Annotated in this window: 15 protein-coding genes; 6 read left to right on the forward strand and 9 right to left on the reverse strand. The window is 45.0% G+C overall.

The window, feature by feature from the left end:
- Nucleotides 1–114: 114 nt before the first annotated feature.
- The gene (locus tag H6G89_RS20775; protein WP_309230063.1) at nucleotides 115–324 is read left to right on the forward strand and encodes a hypothetical protein; all 210 of its coding nucleotides are present in this window, start codon (nucleotides 115–117) and stop codon (nucleotides 322–324) included.
- Complete coding sequence (locus H6G89_RS20780) at nucleotides 321–959, forward strand: HesA/MoeB/ThiF family protein (RefSeq protein ID WP_190509942.1); 639 nt, start codon at nucleotides 321–323, stop codon at nucleotides 957–959. Before H6G89_RS20775 ends, H6G89_RS20780 begins: the two co-directional genes overlap by 4 nt.
- An 18-nt stretch (nucleotides 960–977) precedes the next feature.
- On the opposite strand, the gene H6G89_RS20785 is transcribed toward H6G89_RS20780, so the two are convergent.
- Nucleotides 978–1,394: a secondary thiamine-phosphate synthase enzyme YjbQ gene (locus tag H6G89_RS20785; protein ID WP_190509944.1), complete on the reverse strand. Its 417-nt coding sequence runs from the start codon at nucleotides 1,392–1,394 to the stop codon at nucleotides 978–980.
- A 49-nt stretch (nucleotides 1,395–1,443) separates the two neighbouring features.
- On the opposite strand from H6G89_RS20785, the gene H6G89_RS20790 reads away from it, so the two are divergent.
- Nucleotides 1,444–2,163 (forward strand): peptidase E, encoded by a 720-nt coding sequence (locus H6G89_RS20790; protein WP_190509946.1) that lies wholly within the window; start codon nucleotides 1,444–1,446, stop codon nucleotides 2,161–2,163.
- Between the two features lie 132 nt (nucleotides 2,164–2,295).
- Here H6G89_RS20790 and H6G89_RS20795 read toward each other — a convergent pair whose 3' ends face one another.
- From H6G89_RS20795 to H6G89_RS20810, 4 genes are all read right to left on the reverse strand, one after another.
- Entirely contained in the window at nucleotides 2,296–2,628 is a 333-nt protein-coding gene (locus H6G89_RS20795) for a PEP/pyruvate-binding domain-containing protein (RefSeq protein ID WP_242060040.1), read from the reverse strand.
- On the reverse strand, nucleotides 2,625–3,140 hold the full coding sequence (locus H6G89_RS20800) for a GNAT family N-acetyltransferase (protein ID WP_190509948.1): 516 nt from the start codon (nucleotides 3,138–3,140) through the stop codon (nucleotides 2,625–2,627). Before H6G89_RS20800 ends, H6G89_RS20795 begins: the two co-directional genes overlap by 4 nt.
- 21 nt (nucleotides 3,141–3,161) lie before the next feature.
- Nucleotides 3,162–4,469 carry an MFS transporter gene (locus tag H6G89_RS20805; RefSeq protein ID WP_190509949.1) on the reverse strand — a complete coding sequence of 436 codons (1,308 nt, stop codon included), beginning with the start codon at nucleotides 4,467–4,469 and terminating at the stop codon, nucleotides 3,162–3,164.
- Nucleotides 4,470–5,160: 691 nt separating this feature from the next.
- Nucleotides 5,161–5,322, reverse strand: coding sequence for a hypothetical protein (locus tag H6G89_RS20810; protein ID WP_190509950.1), 162 nt, complete (start codon nucleotides 5,320–5,322; stop codon nucleotides 5,161–5,163).
- Nucleotides 5,323–6,084: 762 nt separating this feature from the next.
- On the opposite strand from H6G89_RS20810, the gene H6G89_RS35830 reads away from it, so the two are divergent.
- The 3 genes from H6G89_RS35830 (at nucleotide 6,085) to H6G89_RS34520 (ending at nucleotide 7,269) form a co-directional block, all read left to right on the forward strand.
- Nucleotides 6,085–6,216, forward strand: coding sequence for a hypothetical protein (locus tag H6G89_RS35830; RefSeq protein WP_255519468.1), 132 nt, complete (start codon nucleotides 6,085–6,087; stop codon nucleotides 6,214–6,216).
- Nucleotides 6,217–6,242: 26 nt separating this feature from the next.
- A complete protein-coding gene (locus H6G89_RS20815; protein WP_190509951.1) occupies nucleotides 6,243–6,629 on the forward strand; it encodes a VOC family protein in 387 nt (128 codons plus the stop codon).
- Between the two features lie 277 nt (nucleotides 6,630–6,906).
- On the forward strand, nucleotides 6,907–7,269 hold the full coding sequence (locus H6G89_RS34520; RefSeq protein WP_199336845.1) for an alpha/beta fold hydrolase: 363 nt from the start codon (nucleotides 6,907–6,909) through the stop codon (nucleotides 7,267–7,269).
- Nucleotides 7,270–7,422: 153 nt separating this feature from the next.
- Here H6G89_RS34520 and H6G89_RS20825 read toward each other — a convergent pair whose 3' ends face one another.
- The 4 genes from H6G89_RS20825 to H6G89_RS20845 form a co-directional block, all read right to left on the reverse strand.
- Complete coding sequence (locus H6G89_RS20825; protein WP_190509952.1) at nucleotides 7,423–8,961, reverse strand: sensor histidine kinase; 1,539 nt, start codon at nucleotides 8,959–8,961, stop codon at nucleotides 7,423–7,425.
- 167 nt (nucleotides 8,962–9,128) lie between these two features.
- The gene (locus tag H6G89_RS20830; RefSeq protein WP_190509953.1) at nucleotides 9,129–9,569 is read right to left on the reverse strand and encodes a response regulator; all 441 of its coding nucleotides are present in this window, start codon (nucleotides 9,567–9,569) and stop codon (nucleotides 9,129–9,131) included.
- Nucleotides 9,529–13,926, reverse strand: coding sequence for a PAS domain S-box protein (locus H6G89_RS20835; RefSeq protein ID WP_190509954.1), 4,398 nt, complete (start codon nucleotides 13,924–13,926; stop codon nucleotides 9,529–9,531). Before H6G89_RS20835 ends, H6G89_RS20830 begins: the two co-directional genes overlap by 41 nt.
- A gap of 1,012 nt (nucleotides 13,927–14,938) precedes the next feature.
- The gene (locus H6G89_RS20845; RefSeq protein WP_190509955.1) at nucleotides 14,939–16,015 is read right to left on the reverse strand and encodes a hybrid sensor histidine kinase/response regulator; all 1,077 of its coding nucleotides are present in this window, start codon (nucleotides 16,013–16,015) and stop codon (nucleotides 14,939–14,941) included.
- Nucleotides 16,016–16,022: the final 7 nt, after the last annotated feature.

Below are 16,022 nucleotides of genomic sequence, written 5' to 3' on the forward strand. Positions count from 1 at the left end.
AGTCATACGACTGTCTTTGATGACAGCAATTTAACCTAGCTAGGAAAATAAACTGGCTTCAAACTGGGTGGCGGTGAACTACATCAGTTCCAGGATCGAGGAGATTACTGGACAGTGGATTGGACAACATCCGATGGTGTTCGTCATAACAGTGCGGTTGCTTCGCAGTTGCGCTCTGCGTTAATCGCCAAAGAGGATCTAACCGTTGTCAGTTCTGGTATTTGCTTAGTGGATGCGGTGCCTTCGGCTCAGCAAAGCTGTTCGCGACTTCGACCTGCAATCGTTAGTGGGTGTGATGGAACACCGGGAGTGGTAAGACTATGAGCATCTTTTTTCATGAGCAGCTTTACAGAACGCATACCGTCATGGCAAAGCTAAAAGAGTTTCCTGTAACCATCTGTGGTGCAGGAGCGTTGGGTGCAAACCTGGCTGAGAACTTAGCTCGTGCTGGCTTTGGTAAGCTCAAGGTGATCGATCGCGATCGCATCGAAGAACGCAATCTTTCCACACAGCCCTACTACCGTTCAGATGTTGGGGCATTCAAGGCTAAGATTTTGGCGAATAACTTGTATCGGGCGATCGGAACTAAGGTAGAGGCAGAAACCAAAGAACTGACTTCGATAAATGCTGCTCAACTACTCAAAGAGAGTGGGTTAATTGTGGATGTCTTCGATAACAGCGTTGCTCGTCGAGTTGTCAAAGATTATGCCACTCACACTCAGACTCCCTGCCTTCATGCTGGACTCTCTGCGGATTACGCAGAAGTAATCTGGAATGATGTGTATCGAGTTCCATCTGATATCAATGATGATGTCTGTGACTATCCACTCGCACGTAATTTGGTGATGTTAACGGTAGCTGTGGCTTGTGAAGCGATCGTTTCTTTTATTGCAACAAGAGAACAACGGCACTTCACAATTACCTTAAAGGATTTGAGTGTTCAATCTCTCAATCTGTAATATGCGATGGTGACTGGACTACTCCCCGTAGACCGTCACCATCACTTTGCGTTGTCTGGCTTTGACATCACATTCCAGGTGAAAAATCTGCTGCCATGTTCCAAGAACTAGCTTGCCCTGCTCGATGGGTACGGTCAGGGATGGTCCAAGCCAGGTTGCCTGGAGATGGGAATGCCCGTTGCCATCATGCCAGGTCTGCTCATGCCCGTAATCCCGACTGGGTGGAATTAGCTTGTTTAGCAATTCAGGTAAGTCTCGTTGAAGCCCTGGCTCAAATTCAATGGCACCAATTGCGCCCGTGCTGCCCACGTTAAACACATTCACCATTCCCATCCGAATGCCTGCTTTTTGGACAATGTGGCTGATCTGTTGAGTCAAATCATGCATATCTCCATGCCCTTTCGTTGGTAGGCTAATGTATTCCTGATGAACCATGTTATTCTCTTATCTCCACTGATATTGGTGTCGTTAAAGCTGAAGAAAAATGTCTGTATCTCCTCCAGATAAACATATTGTGGCAATGGGTGGCGGTGGTTTCTCAATGGAACCCGATAATCCTCTTCTGGATCAATACATTCTTGGGTTGGTGAATAAGGCACAGCCCAAAGTCTGCTTTCTACCAACAGCAGGTGGAGACAGCAATCGCTACATCGTCAAGTTCTACTCTGCCTTCTTGAAATTCTCCTGCCAACCCAGTCATCTTTCCCTATTTAACCCACAGACTCTCGACCTACGGAGTTTTCTCCTGGAACAGGACATCATTTACGTGGGTGGGGGGAACACCAAAAACTTAGTTGCCCTTTGGCGAGAGTGGGAGTTAGATCGCTTTTTGAAAGAAGCCTGGGAAGGAGGAACAATTCTGTGTGGTTTAAGTGCGGGTTCCTTATGCTGGTTTGAATCCGGTGTGAGTGATTATCCTGGAAATGGTGTTCTGAAGCCGCTTAACTGTCTCGGCTTTCTCCAAGGAAGCCATTGTCCTCATTACGATGGAGAAGCAAATCGCAGACCTGCCTATCATCAAATGGTGGCAGAGGGACTCCTACCAGATGGGTATGCAGCCGATGATGGTGTTGGCTTGCATTTCATCAACGGAACACTGGCAAGGATTGTGAGTTCTCGACCCCATGCAAAAGCTTATCGTGTGGAACGGCAGGATGGGGTTGTTCAAGAAACCGTGCTGGAGCCGACTTATCTCGGAGGCTGAAATGAGAGAAGCTATACCCTTTCCAGCAAACTTTCTTCCTCAATACACTGAACGACTGACGCTGAGGCGATTTATTGAAGCGGATCTCGATCGCTTCCTTGCCTATCGCCATGATCCTAGTGTTGCCCGGTTTCAGAGTTGGTCAATGCTATCAAAGGATGAGGCGATCGCTCCACCAATGTCTTCAGGGATAGCAATCCCTTCGATGATCCTGCGAATCTCACCGCTAACTTCACGGATTTTATCCCGGTCATCCACCTTCAGAAGCGATAACTGGTCCAGTAATTTGTGAATCGAAGGCGTTTCTCTAATGATTCTTTTAAAAGCAATCGTCGAAATGCAAAAGCCATCAGGTACGAGTATTCCTGCAATTCTGGAGAGTTCCCCCAGGTTCGCGCCTTTACCTCCAACAACCCCAATTTTGGTTTTATCAATGTCCTGAAAACCAAGCACATATGGACTCATCGATTGACCTCTTTTTCTTCCGAACGGTGCCAATTCTCTCGATTTAGCCGATAAACAAAGCAATCATCGTCCCCAAATTGGCGACGCTCTACACATTGGAATCCCAACCGTTCATAAAAGCGGTGAACGCGAGTATTACTGACCAGCGGATCAACGAGAACTGCCGTTACCGATGGGTCAGCAAAACAGCGGGTAAGAGCAAGCTGCATCATTTGGGTGCCATAGCCTTTGCCTAAATCTGTCTCCGCTCCAATCCAGATGTCGATCGCCCGCAGATTCTCTGCTACATCTCCCCAGTAATGGCTCTCCTCTCGTGCTGGATCGATAATTTGAATGAATCCGATTGCTCGCCCGTCGATCTCTGCAATCAATTGTTCTCGCCAATCAGGGGTGCGATCGAGTTCCTCTTCCCAGTGCCAATCATCATTTGGGTCAGAGGCGATCACATGCGGTTGTTCATCCCAGTGTCGCAGGAGGTCTAAATCAGTGGAGGTGGCAGGGCGTAAGTTCATCGCAGAGGTAATAATAACAACTCAATTTGTTAACCCGTGTTCTTGATACTTTGCGGATAGTTGCCGATAAGCGTGCGATCGCATTGCCAGTAACGTTACCATTAGCCCAATGAGTCCGGTTAATGTAAATAAAAGTGCAATGCCACGATTGGCTCCAGTGCCGAACCAGTCACCAATCAGATCCACGCCTGCTCCCGTGGTCATAAATGGGATGAAAACAAATTGGGCGATCGGACCAATCATAAATGCAGTCAGTGGTGATGCGGCTTGCTCAATGCTTTGAGCAAAGCCAAAGACCCGCCCTTGACGTTCCAATGGAATAACAGCTTGTAGGATTGTTTGTTCTGCGGCTTCAACTACTGGAATCAGACAGAGATAAATGAACATCCCAATGGCTAACGATACAACAGAGGCTTGAACCGTAAAGCCAGCGGCAATCACCCACATGACAATGTTTGCCAGGAATAGGGTTCGTAATGGGCTTTCCCCTAAACCTCGTTTGGCAACAATCAGACCACCTACAATGAATCCCAGACTTAAAAGCCCCCACAAAATTCCCCACACCTGAACTGACACCAGCGATAGACCATAGGCATCCATCAGGGACATGAAGACCCCACCCAAGAAATTGTTGAAGCAATTAAAGAAAATTAGTCCAAATAATCCAGGGACGAGCGCGATCGCCCGAATCGTCCCGCGAATATCGATGTGTTGGGTGTGATGTTCTGAATGAATAATCGTTTGTTCGGGAATGGGGAGAGTTACCAGATGCAGGATGACAGCAACCGTCAAAACAATCGCAGAAATGAGCACCCAATAGATACCCAGAAACCCGATCGCCAATCCGCTGAAGATAGAAGCGATAAGAAACGATACACCATTCGCAGTGCCCACTAAACCATTGGCTTTATCCCGCTCTGCTTCAGGAATCAAGAGAGTGACGAGGGTTGGTAGAGCGATGATGCGGATGTTACCTGCGATCGCCCCCATCAGAGTTAGCACAATAAAAATCCACAGTGGAATGCTGGATACATCGGTAAAAACAGAGGGTGATGTAGAACTAAAAATGATTTGAGCAAGTATGTAAAAGATAAGAGAACAGATGCTAGACAGTAGCATCGAAGTTTTCTTACGGTAGCGATCGACTAACGAGCCGAGAAAAAAACCAGAGATGGCAACCGTCCCAATATACACACCCGCCATTACTGAAGTCGCCAGCACGGATTGAGTTTGCAGAAAAACCCAAAAGGTGACTGCAAACCAGACAAAGGTGTTGGTCAGTGCAGCCACCAGTGAGTTAGCTAAGATGGCATAGAATGTTTTTGTCATTGGGTAGGCTTGGTTCGCTGATGGTCTGGCAACTGAATGATCGCTTCTTAGGAATGAGAATTCAATAAGCTCGACATTTGGTAGAGGTGGGTTGCGCTATCAAACTCATCGTGGGACACAGATTGATCCGCTAAACCCACCTGTACAGTTTGCGGTTTTTTTAGCCTTAGCCACATTCGATGGGACAGAGACGAGTCAGGAAGCTTCCCCAGCATTCGGATTCGAGCCATTGCCTCCTTGAAGCTTTCTGACCAAAGCTATATTAAATCTACGATCCTTAGCAAGAGTAGCAATGGATAAGCAGCAATAGGTTGCCCATCCTTCTACACCCTTTAAGTAAGCAAACGCCGCTCTAGAAAATAATTTGCTCTTGTTTTTTGGTGTATGCCTCTCACGATTGCCTGGTGATGCTGTATTTGTAATTCTTGCTTCAGGGGTTGTGTTGTGTCAGGGATCTCAGGATCAGGTTTCTGATTTTGTGATTGAGTCAGAATAGAGAGGTAGAAAATCATGATTCCTCTATCTGAGAGAGCTTTTTCAGAGTAGCGATCGCCTCTGCTTTTCACTTCACCCGATCAGGTGAGACTAATGTACTGAGAGCTTTGAGCAAACCACAACCCTGATGAAAATCATCGCCAGAATTTTGATTACAACAATTTCGATGATGAATGCCTCGATTTAACTGTCGAAACTACTTACTGAGATGACTGTGACTGAAGCCGTACAGTATGGCAATGTCTAAAATGGGGCGATCGCTACCTTTCTGACAAAAGCCTGTATAAGTTTTACCCATCAAGGATGGGTAGGAATCGAGCAGGATGGGGAGCCAGCGATAGGTAAACCGTGTACTCATGCTCAAAATGTCAAGTTGTCTCCCCAGAAGGACATCGAAACTGGTTCGCGAGAATGTTCTCCCAGTCCTAATTTTGACTTAACAAAACAGGCAAGAATTTTGCGTCAATCTGCTGGTTTACAGAGAGTTTTATAATGCAAAACTCACTCATCTTGTTTTGCGTGTATTAAATCTCACGGGTTTTCCGATAAACATTCTGAAAATTGAGCGCAAAATTTTGACAGTAACACAAGAATTAGACAGCACGAGGATAAATAACTCATTAATCTAAAAGTTCTGCCAACACATCAATGTATGAATACTCATCTTTAAGGAAATGATTCACAAAAATCTACGATTTCTTGAACGAAAGCTGAGAAGACAATATCATTTGTCAAGTCTCTAACTTGAATAGAGGAGAGAATGAAGAGAGAATTGAGAGCGATCGCTCTGATACTGAGATCAACTTGATCTCTCATTTGGAACGTTCTATTTACCCCTGTATCAAATGAGCTACGTATCTGACAAGAACGCATAACTTTAATCAAGCAATCATCAGTTCTTTCAGGAGCTTACTATGCCTGATTTAGATAAGTATTCAAAAACCATCCCAGATCCTCGTTCAAAAGCAACCTAAGCGATTTGGGGTTTTGCCACAAGAATGTTTGTTCTTTGTGTGCCCCTTGTTGCCATCACCCGAAGTGCTGTCGTTATCCCCGCTACAGTGGCGTTAGGATCTGGCATTGGAACGATCGCCGTTTGGAAGTTCGATTCTTATTCCAAGTGAAGGCTGACAGACGAACAGACAATACGATTGCTGGAATTGCAAATTTGGAAGCGATCGCCAGTCATGGCGAACTCGATGTGCAGTATCTGTCTAAACAACTAGAGTTAAAAGATCATCAAACTGAGTAGACAACCCGATTTGAGGCAGTGAAATTATGATTGATCATACTGGTATCAACGTTAGCAACTTTGAGAGAAGCAAAGAGTTTTACACTCAATCTTTAGCCCCTCTTGGCTATCAGTTGCTGCATGAATTTGCTGCCGCTGGGACTAGCTCTGTTTCTGGTGGCGGTTTTGGAATAGATGGACAGCCAGATTTTTGGATCTTGCAGGGAGATGTCAACACCCCTAGGATTCACATCGCCTTCCGCGCTGAAACTCCTGAGGTGGTTCAGGCATTTTATCAAGCCGCATTAAAAGCAGGAGGGCAAGACAATGGTGCTCCAGGTCTACGAACTCACTATCACCCTAATTATTATGCTGCCTTTGTTTTAGATCCGGATGGTCATAACGTTGAGGCAGTGTGTCACACCCCTGTTTGATCAGAGATCTGGTGATGAGCCTTTCCTGCTTTACCTCCTTAGTACTGCTATTCACAGATAGGGTTCGGAAATAAAACAAGGGGGTGTGGGGACTGCGCCCCCGGCCAGGGGTTCCACCCCTGCACCCCAAATTCCCACCCCTGTTTACGACGAGTTGTACTTAGACTGAGTTATTCAACGTATAAAGAGCAAACCAATTCGCAACAATGGGATTTGCCTTTTTTCAGAATCCTTTGACTCCCCAGATGACATTCCAATTTTATTGATTATGGGAGCGATGTCTTCTGGCATTTGGTGGCCCGAAACGTTCCGCCATCAGTTAGCGGCCGTGAGACGATATGTGATTCGTTACGATCACCGAGATACCGGACGCTCAAGCAGCTACGAGCCGGGACAGATCAACTCTTCTGTTGAAGATCTGGCGGATGATGCGTTCTGTATTCTGGATGGTTATGGGATTCGGAGTGCCCATGTAGTTGGGATGTCGCTGGGGGGATATTTAGCTCAACTCATGGCACTCAAATATCCTCAACGGGGCAAAAGTCTGACCTCGATCGCTTCAGAACGGTTGGCTGAAGAAGATCCTACCCTGCCTGAGATTGATCCATCTGTTCTCAATTATCATGCAAAAAGCCAGTGAACTGGATTTGGACAAACCGTGAAGCCGTGATTGAATATCAGGTTGGGGCATGGCGATTGCTGTCTGGTTCAGCCCATGCCTTTGATGAACTGAACAGCTTAGCCAACGTTATAGTTCCAATATTGGAACTATCTAGACAAACTCCTTTCAGTATCATTGAAAACAGTAATCTTCCACAGCCTGCTTGTGTTCTATTTGTATTAAGTTGCGTGGGAGGATAACTGTGAAAGTAGTTCCAATTCTCTCTTGACTTTCAAAATAAATTTGCCCTTTTTGCAAGTCTACACATCGTTTGACAATCGCTAGTCCCAAGCCTGTTCCTTGAATTCCAGACACATTTGCAGCCCTGTGAAATGCTTCAAACAATTTCGGTTGGTCTTTCTGGGGGATGCCAATTCCCTGGTCTTGAATACAGAATTTAGCCTGATCACCCTGGCAAGTCAACGTGAACCGAATAACGCTTCCTTTTGGGGAGTACTTGATGGCATTGGACAATAAGTTGTCAAGAGTGTGCTTTAGCAAAGAAGCATCTGTTCTGGCTTCACTGGAATTACCTTCGCTCACGAAAATGATCTGATGAGATTTTCCTTGAGTGATCTGAAAGTTCTCTACAATTTCACAGCAAAATTCTTTGAGTTCAAGTCGAGTATATTCAACTTCAACCCGTCCCGATTCGGTACGACCGAGTAAAAGAATTTCATCAAGCAAGTGAAGTGTTTGATCAATTGCCCGATGAATACGCTCAAAACATCGTGCTTTTTGCTCTGCTGGTAGATCGCAACCTTCTAAAAAATTAACCCCAAAGCTAATTGCTGAGATGGGGTTACGAAACTCGTGAGAGACCATTGCAATAAAGCTATTTTTCATCTGGTTGAGTTCTCGCTCTTTTTCAAGAGAGCGGCGAATTTCTGCCTCTGCTCGTTTGAGTTTGCTAATGTCTCGCCCTTCTGCTATGAGCAAAGTAATGTTGCCATCCTTATTCCTCACAGGCTTGACAGATACATCAAACCACCATGATGTCCCTCTAGGAGAGAGAGCTTGAAGTTCTGAGCGCACAGTTTCACCTTGAGAGGCTCTTAGCACCGCTTCTTGCAACCAAGACTGAGATTTTTCATTTGATTGCCAACAGGGTGACTCCCAAATAAGATGGTTGAGAACAAGTTCGTGTTGAAAATTACTGATTTCTGTAGCGACCTGATTAATATCTAAAACAACACCATCGGGGCTGAGTAATCCCATGAACTGAAAGGTTTGGTTAAACACTTCACGAAAACGGTGCTCACTCTCTTGAAGCCTTTTCAGGATCTGAGACCGCTCAATCGCATAGCTCACTGACTTCAATAATAGTTCTGTGGAGACTTGCCCTTTAACTAGATAATCTTGGGCACCGTGAGCAACCGCTTGTCGAGCAAACAACTCATCTTTTAATCCTGTTAGCACAATAATTGGGAGGTGAGGAAAGGCTGTTTGAATCTGAATGACGGTTTCAAGTCCTTGAGAATCAGGGAGTGAAAGGTCAAGGAGAATGACATCAAATTCAGTTTTATGCAAATGTTCTAATGCAGGTTTCAAGCGTTTGACATGAGTGATTTGCCAAGATTTTGCATCACTGTTTTGCAGCAATTTCATCAATAAAGCAACATCTGCGGGATTATCTTCCACCAAGAGGGCAGAAATCACATCAGCACTCATAAATTGCTACCCGATTCCAAGTAAATTCAAGTCGAGAAGGAAAATGATTTAATTGCCATCTACTTCAAAGAGTATATTTTTTCTAAAGGAAATTAAATAATCACGGATCTTTTGTTATCTTTCCCAAATTTAGGGTAATTAACACAAAAGTTAAGAAATCATTAAGTTTACTCAGGGGGAAGTTCGACTAACGCAAACCAGAAATGCTCGATTGATTGAACGACTTCGACGAACTGTTCTAAGTTAACTGGTTTAACGAGGTAGCAGTTGGCATGAAGTTGATAGCTTCTCAGAATATCGGCTTCGTCGGAGGAGGTTGTCAGAATGACGACGGGAATTGTCATCAAGTTCTTATCTTCTTTGATTTCAGCCAGTAGCTCCCGACCATTTTTTTTTGGCAAGTTCAAATCCAGCAGAATCATGTCAGGGCGAGGAGCCTCAACATAATTTCCTCGCTGGTAAAGAAAGTCGCTGGCTTCAACCCCATCTCGAACTAGATGGATCTCGTTTAAAAACTTGCTGCCTTTTAACGTTCTCTGGATGAGAACAGCGTCGCTTTTGGAGTCTTCAACAAGCAGGATTCTGAGTAATCGGGCGTGGGTTGTCATCGTGTGTCTTTATAGAGAGGGGAATTGTGAAGAAGAAGGTTGCTCCCTGCCCCAGTTGAGACTCAACCCAAATTCGTCCTTGGTGCCGTTCGATAATTTTCTGACAGATGGCTAATCCTAAACCCGTGCCAGAATATTCATCACTGGTATGCAGGCGTTGAAAGATACCAAAGATACGCTCAGCATACTGAGGTTCAATCCCAATGCCATTATCTTGAAGAGAGAATAGCCATTCTTCAGATCCCATTGTCAAGCGCGAAGAACCAGGATGGCTCAAATCATTTGTTTTCTCGACTGTATGGCTTTTGGCTGAAATGTGAATCCGTGGATCTGTTTTACTCCGGTACTTCAAGGAATTACTGATCAAGTTTTGCAGGAGATTTTTCATTTGATTTGGATCTGCGGTGATGGTTGGCAGGGGGTCTGCGGTAATAATCGCCTGGTTTTCGGCGATCGCCACCTGTAAATCTTTTTTGACTCGTTCCAATAGGACATTGCAATCGGTGGGTTGGAGTTGCAGTTCATAACGACCGACCCTGGAATAGGTCAGCAGGTCTCGAATTAACTGCTGCATCCGGGTTGCACCATCCACAATAAATTCGATGTACATATCGGCATCGCCATCGAGTTGTGCTTTGTACTCCTGCGCCAGGAGTTGGGTAAAACTCGTAATGGCTCTCAACGGTTCTTGTAAATCGTGAGAGGCGATATAGGCGAACTGTTCTAGCTCCTGATTAGAACGCTGCAACTCTTCGGCTAGCTTGCGGGTAGACCTTTCGGCTTGTCTAAGTTGGGTAATGTCGCGTGCGATTGTGATCACAGAAGTAATCGAATTATCAGCCTCCCGTTCTGGAACGACATAGACCTGGTAACTTCTCGGTTCATCCAGGTTTATCACTTCGAATTCATCGATTCGCATTTCGCCTGTAACAAACACCTCTTCAAGAGAAGCCTCCCAAAATTGAGTAATGGCTTCAGGATAGTCTAATTCAGACGGTTGCTTACCCAGGTAAAACTGTAGGGTGATGCCAGCAGCTTGGGTGCCAGCTGGGTTGACATAAAGATAACGATATTGGCGATCGTGGCGGGTAATCACATCCGGCGTATTTTCCACCAGTGTCCTAAACTCCCGTTCCCGTTGAGCTAGCAAAATATTTGCTTCTTGTAGTTCTCTTGTGCGTTCCTGTACCTGCCGTTCTAACTCATCTCGCGCGGTTCTCAAGACTTGTTCTGCTTGTTTTTGCAGAGTAATGTCTTGAGACATGAGCATACCCAATCTCACGAATCCCTGGTCATCGAAAACAGGCAAACAGTGAACAAAATAGATGCGATCGCCAAAGGGAATTTCCAGCGTCTCCGAATTACCTGAAAGTGCTCCTCTGTAAAGAGGTTCGAGTAATTCACAGGTTTGAGTATCCAACACTTCCCAAATCGTCTTTCCTTCAAGGGATACCCGATCCAAGCCAGCTTGGGTCAGCCCTTGACCTTCTGCCAGTACATAGCGCAGATCGTTATCGAAGAGAAACACAGCCCCATTTGGAAAATTTTGAACTAATGTGCGATATCGTTCCTGACTCTCTCGTAAAGCAGCTTCTGCTTGTTTACGTTCTGTGATATCTACAACGATTCCTGCCATTCTAGCGGGCTGGTTCAACTCGTCGTAAAACATTTGCCCAATCCCAATCACCCATCGGGATGTTCCATCAGGTAGCAGAATTCGGTACTCTATATTCGTGTTTTTGCCTTGGGCGATCGCTTCCGTTGTTTCTCGCTCAACCCATTCTCGATCGTCTGGGTGCAATCGGCTAAACCCATTCTCGGAAGAGGGTTCAACACTTCCAGGCTCAAGACCAAATACACGGTAATATTCATCTGACCAGTACAAGCGATTGGTTGGCAGTTCCCAAGTCCAGGCTCCAGCTTTCGCAGCTTGCAGGGCTAACGTCAACTGTTGTTCGCGATCGCGTAATGCCTGTTCTGCTCGTTTGCGATCGGTGATGTTTAAAAAGGCTCCCACACTGCCTCTTAACTGTCCGGATGCATTCAGCAATGGAGCGGCATATTCTAGCAGCGTGACGGTTGTGCCATCCTGCCAAACCACATCAACTTCTAAATCTCGAATTTCAACCCCATGAGCCGCCGCGTATTGGAGCGGTAATTCTTCCGGTGGCATTTCTCGACCATTTTGGTAGACCCTGAAGGTTGTTGGACGCTCCTCTTCTGATGCACTCAAAGACGCATTGGCCCTAGGCGGAATACCGAGTGCATCGGCAAAGGCGGGATTCACTCGAATATGCTGACATTCTGGATCTTCAGCAATACCAATTCCAATCGGAATCACATCTAACAACGTCTGCAATTCGGTCACTTTTTGCTGGAGTTCTTGATTTAATTGCAGAATGGCTGTCTCTGATTGTTTACGCTGGGTAATATCTTCAGCAAAGATGATAATTCCACCAATTTCATCGGTTGCGGTATACCAGGGACGGGTTTCCCAGCGGGTCCATTGTTGCCAGCCATCTGTCCGCACAAACAAATCTTCATCACATTTCTCGATCGCCCCTGCTAAACAGCGTTGATGAATTTGTCGCCATCGTTCTGGCAGCTCAGGAAAGAGTTCGTAGTGCGATCGCCCAATCGTAGATTCCAACGAACCCTGATAGTAGTCATCAGCCCAACGCTGGCTTCCTATCAAAAAGCGCATCTCTCGATCGAACATGGCAATGCCAGCCGGAGCGTTTTGGATAAATAGGCGAAGAATGGCTTCCCTTTCCTGAAGAGCTTCTTCAGCACGTTTGCGTTCAGCTTCAATGCGCTTGCGATCGCTAATATCTCGACAAGCACAAAAGCGTAAGATCTCTCCCTCCCACTCCACAACGTTGTAGCTAATTTCCACATCATAGGTTGAGCCATTTTTGCGGCGGTGCTGCGTTTCAAATACTCCCATTTTGCGGCTTAAGCAGTCCTGCATGACTTGCTGAAGTTCCTCATCATTGAATTGAGCGTCCCAGTCAGAGACGCTGAGGTTTGCAATTTCTTCTGGGGTGTGCCCTATCATTTCAGCAAAACGGGGATTGGCATTCACGACTCTGCCTTGCCCATCTAAAATGACAATGCCATCAAAAGAGGTATTGAAGAGGGTCTGAATCCGCAAAAGTTCCTTCGCTAAAGTTTGTTCTGTTTGTTTGCGATCGCTAATATCAGTGGAAGTGCCATACCAGCGCAACACTTGTCCCTGTTCATCTAACACAGGTACGGATCGCATGAGAAACCAGCGGTATACCCCATCGGATGCTCGCTTCAGTCGGGCTTCAATCTCAAAGGGTTGTTGCGTTGCCTGTGCGTTCATCCATTGTTCAGACATGGATTGTGCCTCTTCAGGATGAAGAAACTCTGCCACTTTCTGAGTGTCGCGGCTTTGTTCGACTGTCAACCCCGAATACTCAAGCCATCGGCGATTTACATACTCCGTCTCGCCCTGAGCATTGCTGATCCAGACGAATTGCGGCATTGAGTCACTGAGTTGTTGCAATTGTTGCTCTTTTTCTCTCAGGGCAATTTCAGCTTGTTTGCGATCGGTAATATCTTCAAAAGTGCTAACCGTTGAAACAATTTGTCCATCCCGATTCAGGATTGGAGCAGCACTAACAGAAAATAAAGTTGTTGTGCCGTCTCCTCGCCGATAGTGCATTTCCTCAGCTTTGACAACTTCTCCAGACAAAAGAGAACGAGCGATCGGGTACTCGTCTGGTTGATAAGATTGTCCATCCGCATGGATCGCGCCATATTGGATATACCCCTGAGACGTGTCTGAATTCAATAGAGGCTGCCGTAACAAACGTATAGCTTCTTCATTGTGAAAGAGGAGTTTACCAGAAGGGGCTTCCGCGATCGCCACTCCTACGGGCATTTGTTGAAGTATCTGTTCCAACTGATGCCGTTCTGCTTCTAACTGTTGTAGCAGTACCTCCATCTCGTTGTGAGCTGCTTGCTCCTGCTGCAAAAGCTGCATCCGCTCTACTGCAATTCGATTGCTCTCCTGTAGACTGGCAGTTAAAAAATTGATAACGAGTCCTACAACTGCAACAAGAAGGAGCCAGAAAAAGTCTTCAAATCTTAGGATATAGATTTGGTGAGTGGGCGTAATGAAGTAATAGTTGAGAGCTAATACAGAGAGAACCGTTGTAACGATGCCTGGTCGCCGTCCACCATACCAAGTGCTAATAACAATTGCAATGTAGAAGAAGACTCCGGTCGTTCGAGAGAGAATGTCCTCTAACCAAAAGCTAAGGAGGGTAGCGATTACCGTCAAGCCGATCGCTACACTATAAGTCAAAAGCTGCCGCCCCATACTCATTGCTGTTTTCCCTTTTGATCAATTCACGCTCAATTCATTAACTACCTCTAAAATGGTAATAACCCGCGTCTCGGATTCGCTCGACTTCGATAAATACTGCTGATAGCCTGATGCCAGGGCTGTTTGTCGATTGATTTCACTGACATAAAGGGCATTTCGTTCAACCGTTGTTGAGGCATCCTGAGTTTTTTAGCCGAAAATAAACAAATTTGAAGCAATTTTGCCCATTCCGAAATCGGAGTGGGGGAAGCCTTCAGTTCATGAGACAGGGTTATCCGAAATTCATCCTTAATCCAATTCACTATCTCAGCTTCCGCAGAAACCACCGATAAAGTTTGCACAAATTGAGGCGATCAATCCAGACGTAAAAAGGGGTCTGCCATGAGATTTTTATTAACGAATAATCGGTATCACTCACATTGCTTTAAGCAGCAATCTCAAAAATCGATTCAATAAGTTTTGTTTGAGAAACTTTGTCCCCTTCTCGAACTCCTTTCATCTGTCCTTTTCTGATCATATTCATTGCTTCAATGCCCCTCAAGATTTCCCTCACACTATGAAGTGATTTGGATCCTGTCGTTAATTCTACAACGTGCTTAATGTTTCGATGGTCTGGTTCGATGTTGATGTGGGTTTTTACTCGTCACGAATTATTTGTGAGCTTCAAATGAGAGTGAATGCGTTTGTCCAAATCTAAAATTTATCTTAAAATCCAACGATTGATTATTGAATGCTCCACCCCCATGCCAGGTTCCTGCATCATCTCCTCCAAATCTCGTAGCAGAGAGAGTAACGGAAATACTAATGCACATTCAGCAGGATGATCTTGTGCAAGCAATGCTATCGCTTGAATAGAGTAGGAGTAGAGATCCGAGGGAAATTGATAGAGTGAGGCTTGTCCACCTTACCATTGCCTTTTATGCACACAATCGCAGGTCTTACAACAATACTTTGGTATCCTCAAGTGATTATAGAAACTTCATCAGGAACAGGACATGAGCTTACCTCTTTTTCAAGCAGGTAAGTGTAATGTAAAAATAGTTCCTTTAGGCTGATTGTTTTCTACAGTGATTTTCCCTCCATGTGCCTCGACCGCCATTTTGACAAATGCTAACCCCAATCCCGTTTGCTCTACACCTTTAATCTGTGTACCAATTTCATACTTATTAAAAATGATGTTTTTGGTTGCCTCATTGATTCCATATCCTTCGTCAGTTATCTGGATAGTTACACCATCAGATCCGGAATAATCAGCTTGTAGAATAATTTTGCCATTGGGAGAGGAGAATTTAATTGCATTGGATACTAGATTATCCAGCATTCGTCGAAATATATTTGCATCTATATTAATACTGCTCCCAGGCTCAGGAAAATTTCCTATCAAAGTTAAACGCTTTTGTTCTGCGAGCGTCTCAAAACTATTCAACACAGAGGAGCAGAGCGCACAAAGGTCAACCTCTGTAAAATTTAGTGAAAGCTTACCAGATTCAATCTTTGCCATCAAAAGTAAACTATCAATTTGTAGCTGTAGTTGATGCGCAGAAATATCAATGATATTAATTTTATCTTGGCATTTCTCTGGTAGAAGTTGGGATAGTCGTAGGAGATCAATCGCCAAGAGAATGCTGGATAAAGGGTTCCTCAAATCATGAACCACAATGCTTACCATGTCTTCCCTTAACTGTAATAATTTCTGTAAATCATCATGCTGTTGCTTAATCCTCAACATGGATCGGACTCTGGCACGTAACTCAGCACTATGAACTGGTTTACTCAAAAAATCTGTTGCGCCTGCGTCTAAACATTTAATTGAATCTTCTTTTGAATTGAGAGCGGTTACCATAACAATCGGAATATGCTTCCAGATCTGATGTGATTTGATCTGACGGCAGGCTTCGATTCCATCCATTTCTGGCATCATCACATCTAGCAGAATGAGGTCTGGCTGATGAGTTTCTAAAAAAGATAACGCTTGAATACCATTTGCTGCATAGTGAAGCTGATAATTCTCAGTTAGCAACATGGTTTCTAACACGTCAAAATTTTCAAGTTCGTCATCGACAATTAGAATGGATGAAATTGCACTCATAAAAATT

The sequence above is a fragment of the Oscillatoria sp. FACHB-1407 genome, assembly GCF_014697545.1.
In the GTDB taxonomy this organism is placed as follows: Bacteria; Cyanobacteriota; Cyanobacteriia; order Elainellales; family Elainellaceae; genus FACHB-1407.

Coding starts and splice junctions, on each gene's coding strand:
- H6G89_RS20830 (WP_190509953.1), bottom strand. CDS start 9,569: ATGACAACCCACGCCCGATTACTCAGAATCCTGCTTGTTGAAGACTCC.
- H6G89_RS20790 (WP_190509946.1), top strand. CDS start 1,444: ATGTCTGTATCTCCTCCAGATAAACATATTGTGGCAATGGGTGGCGGT.
- H6G89_RS20815 (WP_190509951.1), top strand. CDS start 6,243: ATGATTGATCATACTGGTATCAACGTTAGCAACTTTGAGAGAAGCAAA.
- H6G89_RS34520 (WP_199336845.1), top strand. CDS start 6,907: ATGTCTTCTGGCATTTGGTGGCCCGAAACGTTCCGCCATCAGTTAGCG.
- H6G89_RS20795 (WP_242060040.1), bottom strand. CDS start 2,628: ATGAGTCCATATGTGCTTGGTTTTCAGGACATTGATAAAACCAAAATT.
- H6G89_RS20835 (WP_190509954.1), bottom strand. CDS start 13,926: ATGAGTATGGGGCGGCAGCTTTTGACTTATAGTGTAGCGATCGGCTTG.
- H6G89_RS20785 (WP_190509944.1), bottom strand. CDS start 1,394: ATGGTTCATCAGGAATACATTAGCCTACCAACGAAAGGGCATGGAGAT.
- H6G89_RS20780 (WP_190509942.1), top strand. CDS start 321: ATGAGCATCTTTTTTCATGAGCAGCTTTACAGAACGCATACCGTCATG.
- H6G89_RS20805 (WP_190509949.1), bottom strand. CDS start 4,469: ATGACAAAAACATTCTATGCCATCTTAGCTAACTCACTGGTGGCTGCA.
- H6G89_RS20845 (WP_190509955.1), bottom strand. CDS start 16,015: ATGAGTGCAATTTCATCCATTCTAATTGTCGATGACGAACTTGAAAAT.
- H6G89_RS20825 (WP_190509952.1), bottom strand. CDS start 8,961: ATGAGTGCTGATGTGATTTCTGCCCTCTTGGTGGAAGATAATCCCGCA.
- H6G89_RS20810 (WP_190509950.1), bottom strand. CDS start 5,322: ATGAGTACACGGTTTACCTATCGCTGGCTCCCCATCCTGCTCGATTCC.
- H6G89_RS20800 (WP_190509948.1), bottom strand. CDS start 3,140: ATGAACTTACGCCCTGCCACCTCCACTGATTTAGACCTCCTGCGACAC.